The sequence below is a fragment of the Shewanella sp. KJ2020 genome (genome assembly GCF_024197625.1).
GTDB lineage: Bacteria > Pseudomonadota > Gammaproteobacteria > Enterobacterales > Shewanellaceae > Shewanella.
Genome location: NZ_JAKUKD010000026.1, coordinates 62,851 through 79,945, shown reverse-complemented (window position 1 = coordinate 79,945; position 17,095 = coordinate 62,851). Strand labels below are relative to the sequence as shown.

Below are 17,095 nucleotides of genomic sequence, written 5' to 3'. Positions count from 1 at the left end.
CTAAACGGATATTCATAATCGCTAATTCCATTTAAGACTTAACTTATTAAGTAGTGCATTCAAACTCTTTAAGTTAACAATCTCTTGCTTCTATCCTTTCTAAAATCCACTCCTGAACTTCACTTTCGACCCACGCAACGGCCCTATCGCCTAATGATACGGGTTTGGGAAAAGCTCCTTCTGCGATGTATTTGTAGATGGTTGAACGGGCAAGGCCTGTGCAGCTGATAACTTCTTTTAGTCTGATTAATCTCATTTTTTGAATCCTCTGGTTTAGTTCAAACCATGAGGAGTGGCGGTTATCTTTAACTGTGAAATTTGGCAGCCTCCAACCTTTTTCACATCTATATCACTAAGATGCAGTAATCCATTTACTGTCACATCCCGCCACTGGAAGCGATTGCAACCAGTGGCCAATCTTTCTATTTAAACTAAGGAGGCTTTATGCCTATCGCATTTATCGCAGGCTTTATGCTTGGCGTTGGAATTTACCGCAGCTTAAAGGAGAAGGACTATGTTTAGCCTGCTCATTAATCAGCCAATGGCTGAGTTATTTATTCTCGGCGTGATTGCTGGTTACGACTGGGCGAAAAACAAAGGTATGTAGCCTAGGTTAGTCATGTCCTCACCAAGCCAAGGTGCCCACAAGCACCTTGGCTTTTATGTCTGTTTCGAACATTTTTTAGCTATATATCACTCCAGTGCATAAGCCCATTAACGCTTTCAAGGAGCCTGATATGTCAACAAAACCTATGCACACCAGAACTACCATTCGACCTGTAACGCTATGGCCGCCCTCGGATGACGTCATCCTCGCCTCTGCCGCCAATATCATTGCCGAGCGTTATGTGAAGAAGGACGCCTATACCAATCCACAGGCCACTAAGGATTTTTTAACTTACAAACTCGGCGGTTATGAGCGAGAAGTGTTTGCGGTGATGCTACTCGATAATCAACATCAATTACTCGAGTTTAAAGAGTTGTTCTTTGGCACTTTAGATGCCGCCAGTGTTTATCCACGAGAAGTGGTTAAGGCGGTGTTAGCCGTCAATGCGGCGGCGGTGATTTTTGCCCATAACCATCCATCCGGCGAGTCTGAACCTTCAACGGCAGATAAGCACATCACTCAACGGTTAACCGATGCATTAGCGCTTATCGATGTGCGCGTACTTGACCATATCGTGGTTGGCCGCACGCCAGTGTCCTTTGCTGAGCGCGGCTTACTCTAGCCAGCATTTAAACCTGCCACGCCAAATCAAGGAGTCCTTCATGATTGAATTTACTGATAGCTTTTCACAGGCCTGTGTTGCCGAAGCCTGCGCCGCGTTTCCTGAACTGCGTAACCGTTTAGCGGTTGAACTCATTTTGCCGATGTTTGTGCGGCCACTTAATGCCATGGGCCAAGTGATTGGCAAGCCAATTGTCGCACCTAATCCACTGTTACATAAAACCGTATTGAGTGTGTTTCACCGTGATGTGGTTGAGCACTTGCCCAAGGAGATCAGCTTTTGCCGCTATGTTTGCCCCTGTGACAGTTATGGTGTGCCTACAGGTGAATGGCAAAGGGTGATCAACGGGGTGTACTTTAACCATGGCAGTAATGAACAGCCTAATTGGAGTGTGCATACCTAAAAACGATTACCAGTCTTATATTCAGCTCACTAGCCAGCTGTATGCAGCGTTTGTACTCGCCTAGGTATTTATCACCGCTCTTGCTAGTCCGCTAACAAGCAAGCCACTCCCTAAGTTTCATCCTTCAACCATTGAGGTCACTATGGCAACCCTAAAACTTTTCGATATTGAGCACGCCTGGGGCCTGCCCCGTAAAGTGTCTCCCCGCTTTGGTGCGAGGCTAATTTTGCGCGGTCTGCACTTGGATTATCTCCATGACCGGTCAAGCTTTGTTGGTGAATTTCCACCAGCAATTAAACAACAATTTGTCGAGGCCTTTCCCGCTATGGTTAAACAGCTTGAGCGGCTGGTGGCCAACGGCGAGATTGATGCCACAGAGCAGCACTGCGTGAGCATTGAACACGCTGGCTTTACCTGTGAGGCAGATACCTTAGGTAGCCACGGATATTTGTATATTGCGATTTATCAAACCGAAGCTAAGCCACTGACCACCAGCAACCTCGCCCTCACTCGATAACTTGTTCTAGATCGTAAGCCTGCACCAATCCCCTAACTGTAAACACCTAGCCCTAACCCCCCAGCTTAATAACCCTAACAAGCAGCCCTTAGACACTAGCAATAAGCCACTCTCATTAAACCGCTCGACCTACAACTGTTTTATTAACCCAACCGCATAGACAACAAGAGCCAAGGCGTGACTGCGCCTTGGCTCTTGCGTATGCACGTAAATCAAACAAGGAATATCCCATGACATTAACCATCAAGCGTAACCAACAGCCAGCGATGCCCGATCGTTTTTACCAAGTGATTGAAAAGGAGCTGGCTAACGTCGATCCAAAAGACGCCAACGCCATCACCCTTAATTTTCGAGACCCAGATTACAGCGCCGAAGATGGTGGTTTTCATCCCGTCGAAGTCAGGCTTGAGAAACAGCAAGATCACTGGCGTTTAGTTTACGTCACCGACTTTGCATTTCGCGGTCATCCCTTTCCTGAACTGGTTAAAGACATTGATATCTGCTTTAACAGTAAGCAGGTCTATAGCCTGTTTAGCGGTTGGATTGGGGAGCGGGAATCACAGGGGCTGATTAAGTTGTTCAGCGATAACTTTGTAAGTTACTACCAGATGGAAGTCTATCAAGTAGAAGTGAGCTTGGATTAACCCGCATCGTTATTTCAATGTTGTTGAACGCCTGCAAGTTCCCGTAACCATAAAACGGGAACACTCAAACCCTTGCCTCATAAGGCTTTCAACAACGCAAGAGCCCAAAAATACGCTATAGCAAAAAAGAGGAACATGACCATGCCTGAGGTTCACGCGGTTAAAGATCAAGACACCGTTAAGCTTATCAGCTATCTGCTCGAAAGACAGTTTAGCCAGCAACTACCCGATGTGTGGAATATCGGCCTTAATCTCGCCCTGAGGATTTCCGACTTACTCTCAATTAAGTTCAGTGATATCCACGGCGATAGACTCATCATTAAGGAATCCAAAACTGGCAAAATCGCCAATATCAAACTCAACTCAAAAACGCTGGAACGGATACAGCGTATTGCGCGCGAGCATCCGAATCACATTTACCTGTTTCAGTCCTATCGTAATCAACGGGCAAAAAACACCAAACCCGCGCCTTTATCACGCCGCTATATTTGCCGAGCACTAGCAATGATTGGGGAAGAGCTCAAAATCGCCTTAGGCACTCACTCGATGCGCAAGACCCGTGGCTATCTACTGTATCAACAAACCAAAGACATTGGTCGAGTAATGAAGATGCTCAGACACAGCGCCGAAGAAACTACCCTGCGGTATATAGGTATTGAGCAAGACGATATTGATAAGGACTTTGTCGAGCTAGAAATCTAACAACAAGGAGGGATTACCCTCCTTATTTTTTGTCAAAAACGCTTTTACTTTTAAACAACAACGCAAAAAAGTTACAGCTTAACGTGTTGATATTACTTACAGCCTTGAACTAGATAGAGCGATTCATTTTGCTTTTCACCATCCACATAAATTTTTAGCTCCTGAGCATCCGTGAATACAGCTTTAAATGACGAGCTAAACAATCCATTTTGAACATAATGAGCTGGTGGCATCACAGGTTTGTACTCATAAATCTGCTCTCCAGCCCGAACCCTAAAACAATCAAGGTTATATGCAACTTGGGTTGCTTCACCTGGTTCAATCCGAGACAACTCAACATCTGAATAGCCAGACAGAATGTGGATGGGACTACTGCTATCATTCAAAACCTCAACATTAAATTGAGTAGGACAACCTGCCAAACTTAAGCTAGTAAGCACTGTAGCAACCGTTTTAAGCAACACATGTAAAATTCTCATAAAACTGCACTCAATGAGGGGCTAACTCCCAAGATGTACTTACCTCTTTCGTAAAATCAAAAATTTAGTCTGTTTTAGTTAGATGACATCCACTTAATCAGTTTCTTATGAAAATAGATGATTTTATGATTATCCAGAGGTAGCAGGGAGTCGGAAAAATCGAGAGCAAAATCCACATCTTTGACCTTTTCAGGGAATTTAAAGTACAAGTTATAACAGTTATCTACAAATTCACTGCCGAGCCGTAAACTCTCATTTTTATCGGCAATGTCTATACTGCGAGTACCCCATCCACCAAAAGAGTTATCAAAACCACAAAATTTAGTATCATAGTCTTTAAATTTCATCACCCTATATGGTTTGAAATGCTGTTCAATACCATCAACTTTCATGATTAGCGCGATATTGTTTGCGATTAGCTCAACATTCAATTTCAAGGGTTTTACCCCCAATGCGAGTATGATTTCATCATCATTAAATTGACTATCGGGCCAACGGTTCATCTCGATACCCAGTATGGCATTACCGCGGTACTTGGTTTCATAATTTGTCAGCGATAACGAAAGATTAACGTCGGGAAACTCAATAATATCATCAAGGTTTTTGTTATACGTGTATTCCCTTGTATCAGGAACTGGCTCCCAAGGGCTAACTGAAGGCACACTGGCGACCTCCAAAATGGTGGAAGTGCAGCCACACAAGCAAAGACCGATAAGCAGTAACAAATACTTCATCACTCATTCCTTACACTCTTGCCCATAACTGCTCAAAACTAATTGAGCCAATACATCAACCGAATCAACCCAAGTGACTTAATGGGCTTTACTGAGTAGATAAAAATACATGGTTAACGTCTTGGCTTTACCACTCAAAAAATCCTCAGACACTATTAGCCAGAACTCCCCTTTGAGCCTGGAGTGATTATGCTGAAGTCAATATTTCTGTCTTGTAACCACTGCTCAACTTTTTTCTTCTGTTTATAGGCGTCTTCATTTTTATCCATTACCCGCTCATGCTCGGCTAACCAATAATACAGACCAACGCGCCCTATTCCGTTAACCATTTGAAATTCTGCTCCTCGATTTAATAGATCTAAAACAACATCGTATCGACGTCTACCAGCCGCTTGAGTTAACAAGGTAGCATCTGTGTTTGTTTTTATATTAAGATCTGTGCCAGCTTCAATGAGCAGATAATAATTTCTGGGTATCGTTTTTCCGCCTAACTCCACGGTTTCCTCAATAGGTGGGGCATCAAACATTCCCCCTTTAAGATTGGGGTCGCCACCATAGGCTAATGCCAGCTGTAAAAAGTGACTATCTTTATTTCTGGTCGCCCAATGCATTACAGTACTAGAGCCCTCAAGTTTGACATTGGGCGTGGCCCCTTGTTTTAGTAATTCTTCAAAGCCTTCAAGGTTACCCTTATAAATTGCCCAAAACAGCGGCGTACCTGTCGACCTTCCCTGAGCGTTGACATCGACCCCATTTGCCACTAACTCACGGTTTTTTTTGACATCGCCTTTTCCTGCCGCTTTCGCCAATGCTCGAACTTGAGGATCGGGGAATATCTCATCCAAATCCATCAGCACTAACGAAGTTTCTCGCTGTTTCTTATTATGTGCTTTTTCGGCGTCTTCCAAAGCCCGAAAACGTGGATCAGAAGCACATGCACTGAGTAAACATGCAAACATCAAATAACTGATAACTCGTTTCAACATAGGCCTGCTCATGTAACTGTGATTTTATCCTATCATTCACTGCACTTGATGATAATGCTTTCCCCACCACCCTCGTATAAATTCCTTGTGCTATCGATGATTTCCATATTTTTCTTACAATCAACAGGGATGTTCGCATGTAAGTTAATTAGTTTTTTAAGTCTTGCTAAACTAGGTTGGCGGTCGCCTGTTTCAGTGAAATCAACAGCTTAAAACATATAGTATCGACCTTCACCATAGTCATTTTTTAAACTATTTAAATGTTCAGAATACTCGATACGGGTATTTAAATCGAAATAACGATTTTCAATACTCGTGCAACTGAATAACATTAGAGTGAATCCCCATCCCCAGATCCTATTCATAATAATTCCTTTTTTGAACGTTGATCCGAACACCGATAACTAGGGGTGAGTTACTTAATGGTGTAACGAGTCCCTACTGGATAGAAATGCACTGTGTATTCTTTGGCATTTCCCGCCTCGATAAAAGGCAGTGTGATGGTAAAATATCCTTGCTCGCCAGCAAAGTTAGTATCCATCGCGACTAATTCACCACAGAGAATATTGGAATTTGACTTCAAACCGCTACCCTTTATTAAATCTAACTTGAGATTAGTCATGTAAGGTACCTCAATACTCTCCTTTTTATAAAAATCATAAAAAGCTTTTTGGCTCAATTCTGGATATGTACAAACCAATAGTCCATGCTGGTTTTTCGCCAAACTTGGATAACGTTTTTTCTATAAACTTAACGGGTATTTTTTTACCAATACGATATTGGTCTAGAATGATACGCTTTGTATTCAGCTGTATCCCTTGTTTTAATGAAGTGATAAACATCTCAATTCTTGCGTTATTAAAATATTCTGAATCAGTTTTTTGGGGTGGATAATTATACGCTCCAGAAATATAAAACTTGACTTGCACACCATTATCAAAAGTGATGACAGGGCTTAAGATGGGAGAATCATATCCTATATCAATCGGCCCTAAATACTCTTCGATATCCACTTTTTGCACACCGTAAGCAGTGCGAGTACTGTAACTATAGTAGGCACATCCTTGTACTAGGCTTGTTATCAGCAACACCAACAACACTATATAGGCATTTCGCATTAGCGTTTCCTCTCAAAATTGGTCAAATAATAGTGGTAGTTACCCACGCCTAATGCGTAATATTGTCCCGCCATTGCTGGCACAATAGTACCTGCCAAAATGAAACCTCAACGCCATCGTTCTTAATGGTTAACACTATACGTCAGTTGTTAACCCACTGCCCTCCAGTTCAAAAGATTATTTCTGGAAAGAGATTCGAGCAGTATTAGTTGATTAGCAGCTAATAAAGCTGCTAATCCATATTAGGGATAACTCATTCAACTCCGTTTAGCACATCTTTGAACAATTGTCGGTCAACCTTGACTACGTTTGATTTGAAACCACCACCGAGCTTTGCATGGCCTTCAATGACAATACACACATCTTCTGGCTGAGTCTTTAGATCATACGCTTCAAATTCATTTTGGTAGCTACCTTCTGAATTCTTTCTCCAGCTTGCAACCGCAGGGGAATAAAGACCTAAATACATATTATAGGCATGGCGCTTATCCGTACCGTCAGAATTAAGAGACTTCTCAATACTTTGTCTTTTTTCGACTTTATAAGCCGATTGTATAATCTTGTACTTAGGTTCTTTTAAAAAGATCCTTTCAGGAATCTCAGTACTACCATATCTCTTTGATAAGCCCAAGCCTTGCACATTTTCACCATCCGAATACAGTGCGTTGCTGCCTATAAGTACTTTATAATCGGGTCGGTCACACAAATAAGATGTATACCTTAAGGAATAATCTCCAGCCAAATCCACCAAATCGGTACTAGAGGTCAATTCCAATCTTAGGCGATAAAAACTACCATCAACGTCTACATAGCGGCCATAATCAATCTCTTTTTTTGTATCCGTTGAGACTTTAACTAAACTAAGTTTTTCAACATGGAAATCTTCTGGTGAGCTAGTAGCACAACCAGATAATGCCAACAAAAAAATCGTCGCTGTCAATTTTAAAAAAAAGCTTTTCATTATTCGATCCTTTAAGGTCGGCAATATACTGAACAAATAGTCACGTGGTCGAGGCTGCTTGTATAGTGGTTTGTTGCATAGCCAGATGGCAACGAGTTCCAAGCACCGCCAAAAGTAGAAACAACATTGTTCCAAGAACTCCCCATGCTGCCAGTTGAATCGTAGTTATTCCAGATCACGGAATTACTAGCTATAGCGTGCATATTAGGCCGAGTCCAACCAACAGGATCGACCGTCACGAGCTTATAAACTTGCATACCACCAGCAACCAAATGTCCAACCTCATCAGCACCATAGCTATGTGCAACAATAGTGACTCTTCCCTTATTACCAGCGACATATGTTGAAAGTGCATCGGCATCCGTCCATTCGAAATAACTAGCACTATCACTACCATAAAGTGAAATATAGTCTTCGTATTGACCTTTAACTACATGAGCACCAAAAGTGTTATCCGCAGCTCCACCTACAAAGGCAACTTTATCACTACCAGTAATGTTTGGTTTGTAATTTGATTTTAGATGCTGCGGCCCCCATCGCGTAGGCAAATGCCGCAGTCATCGCCCCATTAGCAAATTTACCGCCACTTAACTGTTAGGCAGTTCCCCCCAACAATAGTTGTAACTAATATTTGCTCCCCCTGGGAATGAATTATTTATTAAACATCACAAAAAAACATTTAACATCTTACAACTATTTAATGACATTCAAAAATTTTCTCTCCTTGATAGAAAATCTTTCCTGACTCAAAAATATACATGCGCTCCTTAGCCGCTCCACAAGTATCAACATTAACAACGCCATTACCAACACTTGGTTTATCAATAAAATAGTCAGAGACATAAGGATTTCGAAGTCGATATATGTTGAACCCATCATCTAAAATACCACTACAAGATAAAATCCCTTTATAATCCCCCTTTCCTTCCCCCTCCACTACATCTCCATGCGAAAAGAATATATCTATAAGTTTACCATTATCAACATAAACTACATATACACGGTCAATCTCATCTATATCTTTTACATCACCACTTTTAGCATATGCATTTAAACAAGAAAATATTAATGGTGTAAAGTCATCTTGTGCAGATTTTCTTTCTACAGCCATACAATCAAACTGAATTAAAAACATAATCATCAAAAATATAATACGCATAGCTATAACACCTTGTTAGGTTGTGTACCATATGGGCTATGAAAACAAGTTACCGATGTGCAACTTCCAATCAAAGTACTCCCATCTATTTGCGTTCCTAAATACAATGTAACACTCCTATTTTCCAGCCTATTTAACCAACCGACATCCCCACCTCCACCACTGGCAGCATTAAATCGATTAGAAAACTCGAAAAATGAATTTGGGTGAGTGTGATATCCATCAACACCATTTACAATATTAATGGACGTTGCAGAACCAACTTCAGGGTAACTATAGTGATATCCAAGACGATCATGATAAATACTACCTCCAATTTCTATATTATATTTATCAGATATTGGCGCCATTAGATTTAAAATATCTCTTGCAGTATCATCTGGAGAATCGAAAGATTTAGCTGTACTGATTTTTCCAGCTGCTTTTAATTTTGCGATTGCATTCTCTGCTCCAACTTTATCTGAATTGTTCGTATTTTGTTTGGCTCTACTAGTAGCTATACTGCTTAACCTGTTGATCAACGAAGTAAAAGCAGCTGACGCAGCCCCATTAGCAAATTTACCGCCACTTAACTTTGAGGCCGTTCCCCCAATAATTGCTGATGCCAATGTTTGTCCCACAACCCCTGAAATACCTAACATTCCAACGCCTTGAGCTCCAAGCATCCCAACACCAGCAGCGATAAATCCATGACCGAACTCACCACCTTGTACAACATTAAAAATACCACCAGCAACCCCACTAATGACAAATCCCTCCACACCGTTTAGGCCATTCAGTGCCATATTTGAAGCAGCGAAAGATATTGCACCAGATTTAAAGGCTGAACTTAAACTCCCCGTAGCGACAAATGAAGCATCAAAAGCAAAGTGTGCTGACGCCAACTGTCCAAAAAATGGAATATAATTTAGGCCAATTTGAATTGCCGAACCAAGCCCTTCCACTTTGGCAATCTGTCGATGAATAAAAGTCACCCCTCCAATATCCATCAATGCTTTATAAAGACGCTTAAAGAAAAAGCCACTGGGGTCGGTATAGCTCATGGGGTTATTTTTCACGTAGCTATAGCGGTTATAACTTTGCGTATCACTTGGCGCTTGAATAAAGGGGTCTGCTTGCATAAAGCGCCCAATTGTCGCGTCATAGATACGGCCATTCATATGGATTAAATACAAATGGCTAATATGTTCATGGCCGGTATAACCTTTAGTGGTGGCTGGAGTGGTATAGTTGGCCAATAAACCAGTATCAAATACTGCGGTTTGTTTACCCCAAGGGTCATAAACAAACTGCTGAACACTGTTGCCGGCGGCATCCGTAATGGTCGTAGTAGACCCTTGATGGTCTTTATGCAAATACAAGAAACTATCCGTACTATTGTTACTGCGTTTAGTAATGACCAAATTACCCACATACAGTTTTTGCTCCGTGAGCGCTGCTTTACCGCCTCCGGTACGCACTACTTTTTCATAGGCGCCATCGATATAGTAAGTGGTGTAGTAGGCTAAAACCCCGTCTTCCAGTTTGACATCATAACGTTCATAACGCTGTCTTGAGGCATCGTATTTAAAACGACTGGATTCGTTACCTTTGGTAATATTGGTGACCAAATCATAGGAACTATAAGTCAGCGTTCTAGTACCATCATTGGTAATATTGCCATTCTTATCATAAACCATCGCGTAACTGGCTTGACGTGCACGACTGCACTGAGCGCCATTTTGCGTCCAACCTACTGGACAGCTATAGGTTATTGAAGCAGTGAGTGTACGATTGCAAGTACTTCCTGAAACAGACCAACCAGCGGGACAAGAATAAACTGGTGTTTGAGTCGCCGCTTGCGATAATGTCCGTGTACAGTTAGCACCACTTACCGTCCAGCCCGCATCACAGCTATACACTTGCTTAGCGGTTGATTGATAAGTTTCAGTGCAATCCCAAAGGCGTCGTCCACCGCCCATTGGTTCGCCGTTATCACAAACAACTCCAGCCCCTGAAGGTTTGGTTGTTCCCGTGAAACTAAAACGTCGAGAACATTGACCTGTAGCGGTATTTAACGTACCGCCTTTAGGACAACTTTGTTCGGTTTTAACCTGCGCGACTTTGGTTTCCGTTTTAGAACAAGTTGTACCTGAAAGACTATAACCACTTGGACAGCTATAGTTATAACTTAGTGATGCAGACTGGCTTTCACTTTTTTGGCAGGTTGTACCAGCCGCATTAAGCGCATAACCCGTTGGGCAGGATTTACTTGCAGGTGTTGTTTCAAGTGTACCGCAGCCTTCTTCACCACAAATATCTAATAATCGATAAGGATTCGTCGCATCATAACGATATGTTCCTACCCCTGTTTTTGAGGTGATATTCCCAAAATCATCATATTGAAGAGTGCTTACTTCACTTGGTAAAATAATGTTGTCTAACTCAACACTTTTCGTTCGCTTATATAGACGATGAAGGTCATCATAACTATAGGTCTCTGCAAATGTCGTTGATGCTGAAGACAATTTGTGTTTGCGTTGAGTAAGATTACCAACACCATCAAAGACGTATTCTAAATCGTGAAGCATTTCGCCTGGGCTTGTTAACTGAATGCTTTTCACCCACCCCAACTTTTCATCATAAGCAGTTAACTCCTCTGTACCATTGCCATAGATAACATTTTCAACGCCACCTTTAGCGTTCATTTGCTCGATGGTTTGATAGGCTATACCCGTCGCCTTGTCGGTACGCTTGTACAAGTAGCCAGACGTATTGTAATGGTTAACAACGGTAAGCAGATTTTCAGGATAGCTTTGTTCAGCGACTCGCCCGAGGCTATCGTAGTTGACGCTTGAGGTATAACTCGACGCACCTATCGTGGTAGTGGTGGATTTTAATCTCCCCAATTCATCATAGCTGGTGGTCTTTTGATGTACAGCACCTGCCGCGCTGCAATCGCTTACAATGGTGTCATAACGTTTTTCAGCAACCAATAAGCCCGCATTTTTAGCCGCTTTAGTACCATATACCCAGCAAGAGGTGCCTTCAGGCTCAGTTCGGCGCACTTGCCGCCCGAGTGTGTCATAGTAGAAGAAAGTAGACTGGCTATTGGCATTCGTCTGAGAAAGCAGCTCCCCAAATGCATTATAGGTATATCGCCACGTTCCCTTATCAACATCAATTGAGGTGGTTTTACGACCATAATCGTCATAAATCAGCTGCGTCCTGACAATCTCGGTACCATTACCCGACACATAAGACTTGAGTAAATTTCCCGATGCATCATAGACAAAATGCAACTGGTTATTTAAGGCATCAGTTACAACAGACTGCAGCCCAAGGGCATCCACGACCACGGATGTTTGATTTCCTAACGGATCAATGGTCAGAGATTCAAAACCTTGCACGTCATTTAATGTTTCACCACCATCAGGATTGACTTGCGCAATGACTCGGCCAAAACCGTCATACCTAAGCTCAGTAAAATACGTGGATACGGTATCGTACCGAGGCTCATAGTCTTTAATTGGACGACCCCATCCATCATATTCTTTTGCAGTGGCAATCGTCTTACCATCAAATCCCACCAGCAAATTACCGACCGTGCGCCCAAATTTGTCGGTAATGACACTTGCACTCGGCGTTCCGGCTTTTGATGTGGCCGTCAAAAGGTAACCATCAGCAAACAAAGAACATCCACCGCTGCTACAAGATTGGTAGCTGATTTGGGTTAATACGCCATCAGGCGTTAACTCACCGACAGGCCGTCCCCATTTATCAGCGGTCTTTGTTAAACTTCGGCCATTTGCATCCGTTAGCGTGACTTTAGTGATCAACCCAGTAACACTATCGGCCGTTGTGCCGTTATAACCATAGGTTGCCGTATCACCAAGGGGATTGGTAGAGGTTTTTAAATAGCGTCCTCTCGCATCGTAGGTGCTGTAATTGCTACGAGTTTGGGGTTCAGAACCATCAGCCTTCGTGCCTGCCGTTATCGATTCTGAAGTTTTATTGCCATAAATATCATAGGTGACAGAGGTAGTGACTTTGTAACGATTGTCATTGGGCGATACGATGGAGTCTTTGATTAAGCCGTTATCAAAGTAAGTAAAACTACTCTCATTGGTGATATCAGGGACATTATCTCGCTGACCTGCTCGAGACTTTGTCACGACAGAATGACTTAGCCGCCCCTTACTGGCGTCGCCTCCCGCACCGTTGTATTCGTTGTTGATAGAAACGGTAGAGACGACAGTGTTAGTTTGTAAGTCACGAGTTACTACCTCACTGCTGAGAATATTCCCCGCATCATCATAAGTATTTTGAGTATCAACTTGCGTAAGTTCCCGAACCACATTATCCGTTCCGTACTGACGAGTAATATCGGTACTGCTCATGCTGGTTTGTCGATACACCCCATAGCTATCGCGGACAAAATCCACGCTGGTTCTTGCCTCTGATAATGCTTGTGATTGGTAACTTTGCTTGGAAGCAATCGGTAACCCAATACGTGGAAATATCTGGTCATACATGGTTTCAGTAACAACCTTAGATTGGTTGTCAATGGTTCTCAGTAATTCAAAACCTGCAACACCTCGCCCTAAACGGTTAACGAGTAATCCACCATATTCGTAAGCAACACTGACACTACCGGTACTACTTGCCTGTGTGCTTACTTCAGCAACGACTTGCAGTGGCGCGATGATAGAGAAGTTTTTTGAATGATCAACATTACTGGAGGTTTGAGTTTTATATACCCGGCTTTGACCATTAAGCTGCTCAGTTAAATAGGCATAATTGATGTTAGTCGTCACCCCAAAACCATCTGTAATGGCTTTGATAGTATTGTTGTATTTGGGTGAAAGAGGGGCATAACGAAACCAGCCGCTGGCATTAGCGATAATGTCCAATTTACCAATACCATCAATATCTGCAAAAAACAGCCGCTGGTTAGAGACATGGTCTATTATGCCGGACGCTTTCCAAGATGAGGCGCCATTGACTGAACTTGGCTCTGACATGTAAATAGTCGATTGAAGCGACTCTGATTTAGCAAGTATATCAGCACGTCCATTACCCGAAATATCAACAAAATAGGTGTTTAACTTTTTATCGTTGTCTGTCGCAATCCCTGTCGCAATCGGTGCTAAAAAACCATTACTGTCTGATAACTGGATGTACCATTGATTGCTTTTTACATAGGCAATATCGGTTAGTCCATCACCATTAAAATCAGCTGCCCGTAAGGTATCCATTCCCGATACGATGGTAATAATTTGCTGCTCTTTATAGCCACTACCGGTTGATACATAAAGTATCCAGTTGTCAGTGATATTTTGTCCCCAGCGTCCATTAAAATCGCCAATACATTCAGACTGGGTAATATCGTAAATAATCCCCGAGCCCGTAGAGCAATAGTTAACTGTCTTTTTGACTTTCAGCAATAAGTCAGTCAATCCATCACCATTGACATCCAAAAGCGCACTCGACTCGAAGCCTTTTGCCGTATGATTAATGCGTGGAATGCCTGGGCTTGCATCACTCCCCGTAGGGAACGTAAACAAACTCGCCGCTGCAGCAAAACTCCCTCCGCCTAAGTTTTTGTACCACTTAATCTGGCCTGCATCGAGAAACACTATGTCCTCTAAAGCATCGCCATTCACATCAGCGACCATCGCACTACCGTTCAAACCAACCGCTGTCTGCCCTAAGGATGTTTGGGTGTATTGCACCGTGCGAGTGCTATCAGTACAAAGTTGACCGCCATTACCATCAGGCTCACAATCGTGGGTATTTTCTTGTGATGGTTTAAAAGAGAGCACTTGCCAAGGAGAAGTGTTGTTTGCAGCAATAAGCAAATCACGTTGCCCGTCGCCGTCAAAATCGATAGTTTGAGCATAAGCATGTTGAGAGGCACCTATGCTTGCCATTTGCGTTTCGACACCTGACGCAATAGATCGCTTATACCAAGTGCCATTTCTAACATAGACGATATCCGCCAACCCATCACCGTCCATATCAAAAATATTGGCGGTGAGGTTTTCACCGGAAGGAATATTTAGGTTGGTAGTTGTGTCCAGTCCTGTATAGGGTTTATAGGTTGGTGATTGCGGGATTTGGCTTCGTTCCCAAGTAAAATGAATGCTGCGGGTACAATCAGTTGTATCTGTCCCCACACAGGCTCGGATATTATCGAGATAATTAAACTCGGACAGAGAACTGGCTAGTTGATAGGTGAGATAATAGGTTTTTTCAATTTGAGAATCTGTTGATAGGATGATTTTAGTCAGTAACTTTGTCTGCGAAACCGCTGAACCATAAACAATGCCCTTTTTAGGATATGGACGAGCGCCGTAATCAAAACTAATCTTTTTATAGGGCAATGCGCCGTTAGTATGTCCTGAGTAATCAATGCTGGATAAATACTGTTCATCGTTAGTTTTAAAGTAATGGTAACTAATGTAGTTACCCACCACATCCTCTATCGCCTTTAAACTCCAAGCATGAATAACTTCATTGCCATTTTTCAATGCAACTTGATACGAGTCACTTTGGTTATTAGAGTTTGATGTCGTTACAAAATTTTTACCCGCTTGGGTATATACATCACCATAGTAAAAGGTTTCACCGGCTTTAGTTTCTACTTTGAATGCGCCTGGACCGCCACCGCTTGCTCGGCCTAATACAGTAATTAACGAGGCATCATCAATCTCTTTACGATATTCCGCACCATCAGTACCATTTTGACCGCTCACAAGGATCAATCGCTGGCCATCCAAACAAAAACTATCGGTATCCGTTAATTGGACACCTTGTAAAAAACCATCCTGTTCAATGGTCTTAGGACAGCGATTTATCGCTGACGCAGCCTGTATACCCCAACCCAAACCTAAATAACCATCCGAACCGGACGACGAATACGCTATTGCTACTGAAGGCTTCATGCCCCCTCTTCCTGGCGCCGCATCTATCGGCAAAGAATAGGTTGCAGCTCCCATCTCATTCACACGAAATGCACCTGTTAATGCCACAGTTTCGGTATCTGCGAAAATAGAGAAAGACGCGGTGAATGTGAGAAAAAAGACTAATAGGGTTTTGAAGGGATTGGTATACATCATCAAGCTCCGTTTGACATAGCAACAAACGAGCTATAACCGTTAACCAAAATCAAATCAACACCGTCCAACAATTAAGCAAAATCTAATAACAAATAAACCCCTTACAAAATGCAGGATGAGCAATTAATAAAAAATAAACGGTTACACAACAAAACAACTTAGCAACCAAACAAAAACATAAAGGCAACCACAGTACGATAGCTTACTATCCTCTCCAACGAACGATATCAACGCCCCCCGATAAAGACTTAGTGAGCTGGTCAATACCTCTCTGTCATTCAAAACTCAAAAAATAAACAATGTTAGAATTAAAAACGCCCAATGTTTTAATTGGGCGTTTTGCTCTATCAGATTAAAACGTTTAAAAACTCAATAGTTAATCCCACCAGCAGGCAGATTTAATGAGAATCCTACACTATGCTACAACCAAATGAATGCATCCTATCTTCATAGTGCTTAGTCCCTTGTTTGGCTAAGTAACTTAAGCGAAAGAATGCTTTGTCAAAAGTCTGAGGGAATTTTTTAGCATTACGATTGAGGTAGTAAACAGGTGTATCCTCAGGGTAATCCACTAGAAACTTAGTACTGTCGATGTCTAACTCCAATGCGCAGGCCCAAGCTTCAACAATCTTAGTATTCAGGCTATATCCATGGACACTGAAATCCCCCAAATGACTGCAAACATCATGATTAAGGAAAATGACAACATGATAATGGTCAGTATCTGCATCTGAATAGTGTCTTGACCATGCATAGAACATTTTACTGGGATAAGTTTGCTTACCTTTGCAGCCCTGTGGAAAACTTCCCTTTTGAATAGTGCCTTTCAGGTAGTCAATAAACCGGTCTATTACAGCTGAATCATAAATTTTTGGTGAATATTTTAAATTCAACCGAGGTAAATGCACATCAAACCGGACCATAAAGACTCTTGAATACTTATTTAGAGCGGCTCTCATGGTTTGTGAAATCAAGTCGAGTTTATCTAGCGCCAAGCAATAATATTGGCTATTAAGATGTAGTTGTAACTCTCTGTGACCTATATCCATTTTGACATTCCTTG

Annotated in this window: 17 protein-coding genes; 5 read left to right on the top strand and 12 right to left on the bottom strand. The window is 42.2% G+C overall.

Annotation, left to right across the window (positions count from 1 at the left end; translation table 11 throughout):
• Positions 1-73 precede the first annotated feature (73 nt).
• The gene (locus MJO46_RS14045) at positions 74-256 is read right to left on the bottom strand and encodes an AlpA family transcriptional regulator (RefSeq protein WP_253989840.1); all 183 of its coding nucleotides are present in this window, start codon (positions 254-256) and stop codon (positions 74-76) included.
• Positions 257-737: 481 nt separating this feature from the next.
• On the opposite strand from MJO46_RS14045, the gene radC reads away from it, so the two are divergent.
• From radC to MJO46_RS14020, 5 genes are all read left to right on the top strand, one after another.
• The gene (radC, locus tag MJO46_RS14040; RefSeq protein WP_367880932.1) at positions 738-1,229 is read left to right on the top strand and encodes a DNA repair protein RadC; all 492 of its coding nucleotides are present in this window, start codon (positions 738-740) and stop codon (positions 1,227-1,229) included.
• A 40-nt stretch (positions 1,230-1,269) separates the two neighbouring features.
• Positions 1,270-1,632: a hypothetical protein gene (locus MJO46_RS14035; RefSeq protein WP_253989839.1), complete on the top strand. Its 363-nt coding sequence runs from the start codon at positions 1,270-1,272 to the stop codon at positions 1,630-1,632.
• A 142-nt stretch (positions 1,633-1,774) separates the two neighbouring features.
• Complete coding sequence (locus MJO46_RS14030) at positions 1,775-2,149, top strand: type IV toxin-antitoxin system YeeU family antitoxin (protein WP_253989838.1); 375 nt, start codon at positions 1,775-1,777, stop codon at positions 2,147-2,149.
• Positions 2,150-2,379: 230 nt separating this feature from the next.
• Positions 2,380-2,793, top strand: a complete 414-nt coding sequence (locus tag MJO46_RS14025; protein ID WP_253989837.1) for a DUF2787 domain-containing protein — start codon at positions 2,380-2,382, stop codon at positions 2,791-2,793.
• Between the two features lie 141 nt (positions 2,794-2,934).
• Positions 2,935-3,495: a tyrosine-type recombinase/integrase gene (locus MJO46_RS14020; protein ID WP_253989836.1), complete on the top strand. Its 561-nt coding sequence runs from the start codon at positions 2,935-2,937 to the stop codon at positions 3,493-3,495.
• Between the two features lie 92 nt (positions 3,496-3,587).
• On the opposite strand, the gene MJO46_RS14015 is transcribed toward MJO46_RS14020, so the two are convergent.
• The 11 genes from MJO46_RS14015 to MJO46_RS13965 form a co-directional block, all read right to left on the bottom strand.
• Complete coding sequence (locus MJO46_RS14015; RefSeq protein ID WP_253989835.1) at positions 3,588-3,974, bottom strand: hypothetical protein; 387 nt, start codon at positions 3,972-3,974, stop codon at positions 3,588-3,590.
• 74 nt (positions 3,975-4,048) lie between these two features.
• The gene (locus tag MJO46_RS14010; RefSeq protein ID WP_253989834.1) at positions 4,049-4,708 is read right to left on the bottom strand and encodes a hypothetical protein; all 660 of its coding nucleotides are present in this window, start codon (positions 4,706-4,708) and stop codon (positions 4,049-4,051) included.
• A gap of 155 nt (positions 4,709-4,863) precedes the next feature.
• Positions 4,864-5,694 carry an ankyrin repeat domain-containing protein gene (locus tag MJO46_RS14005; RefSeq protein ID WP_253989833.1) on the bottom strand — a complete coding sequence of 277 codons (831 nt, stop codon included), beginning with the start codon at positions 5,692-5,694 and terminating at the stop codon, positions 4,864-4,866.
• Between the two features lie 209 nt (positions 5,695-5,903).
• Positions 5,904-6,059, bottom strand: coding sequence for a hypothetical protein (locus MJO46_RS14000; RefSeq protein WP_253989832.1), 156 nt, complete (start codon positions 6,057-6,059; stop codon positions 5,904-5,906).
• 50 nt (positions 6,060-6,109) lie between these two features.
• Complete coding sequence (locus MJO46_RS13995; protein WP_253989831.1) at positions 6,110-6,277, bottom strand: hypothetical protein; 168 nt, start codon at positions 6,275-6,277, stop codon at positions 6,110-6,112.
• 73 nt (positions 6,278-6,350) lie between these two features.
• Positions 6,351-6,812 (bottom strand): hypothetical protein, encoded by a 462-nt coding sequence (locus MJO46_RS13990; RefSeq protein ID WP_253989830.1) that lies wholly within the window; start codon positions 6,810-6,812, stop codon positions 6,351-6,353.
• A gap of 253 nt (positions 6,813-7,065) precedes the next feature.
• Entirely contained in the window at positions 7,066-7,773 is a 708-nt protein-coding gene (locus MJO46_RS13985; RefSeq protein ID WP_253989829.1) for a hypothetical protein, read from the bottom strand.
• Positions 7,774-7,784: 11 nt separating this feature from the next.
• Complete coding sequence (locus MJO46_RS13980) at positions 7,785-8,321, bottom strand: hypothetical protein (RefSeq protein ID WP_253989828.1); 537 nt, start codon at positions 8,319-8,321, stop codon at positions 7,785-7,787.
• Positions 8,322-8,470: 149 nt separating this feature from the next.
• Positions 8,471-8,932, bottom strand: coding sequence for a hypothetical protein (locus MJO46_RS13975; protein ID WP_253989827.1), 462 nt, complete (start codon positions 8,930-8,932; stop codon positions 8,471-8,473).
• Between the two features lie 2 nt (positions 8,933-8,934).
• Positions 8,935-15,912, bottom strand: coding sequence for an FG-GAP-like repeat-containing protein (locus tag MJO46_RS13970; protein WP_301541991.1), 6,978 nt, complete (start codon positions 15,910-15,912; stop codon positions 8,935-8,937).
• Between the two features lie 530 nt (positions 15,913-16,442).
• Complete coding sequence (locus MJO46_RS13965) at positions 16,443-17,081, bottom strand: inovirus Gp2 family protein (RefSeq protein WP_253989825.1); 639 nt, start codon at positions 17,079-17,081, stop codon at positions 16,443-16,445.
• Positions 17,082-17,095: the final 14 nt, after the last annotated feature.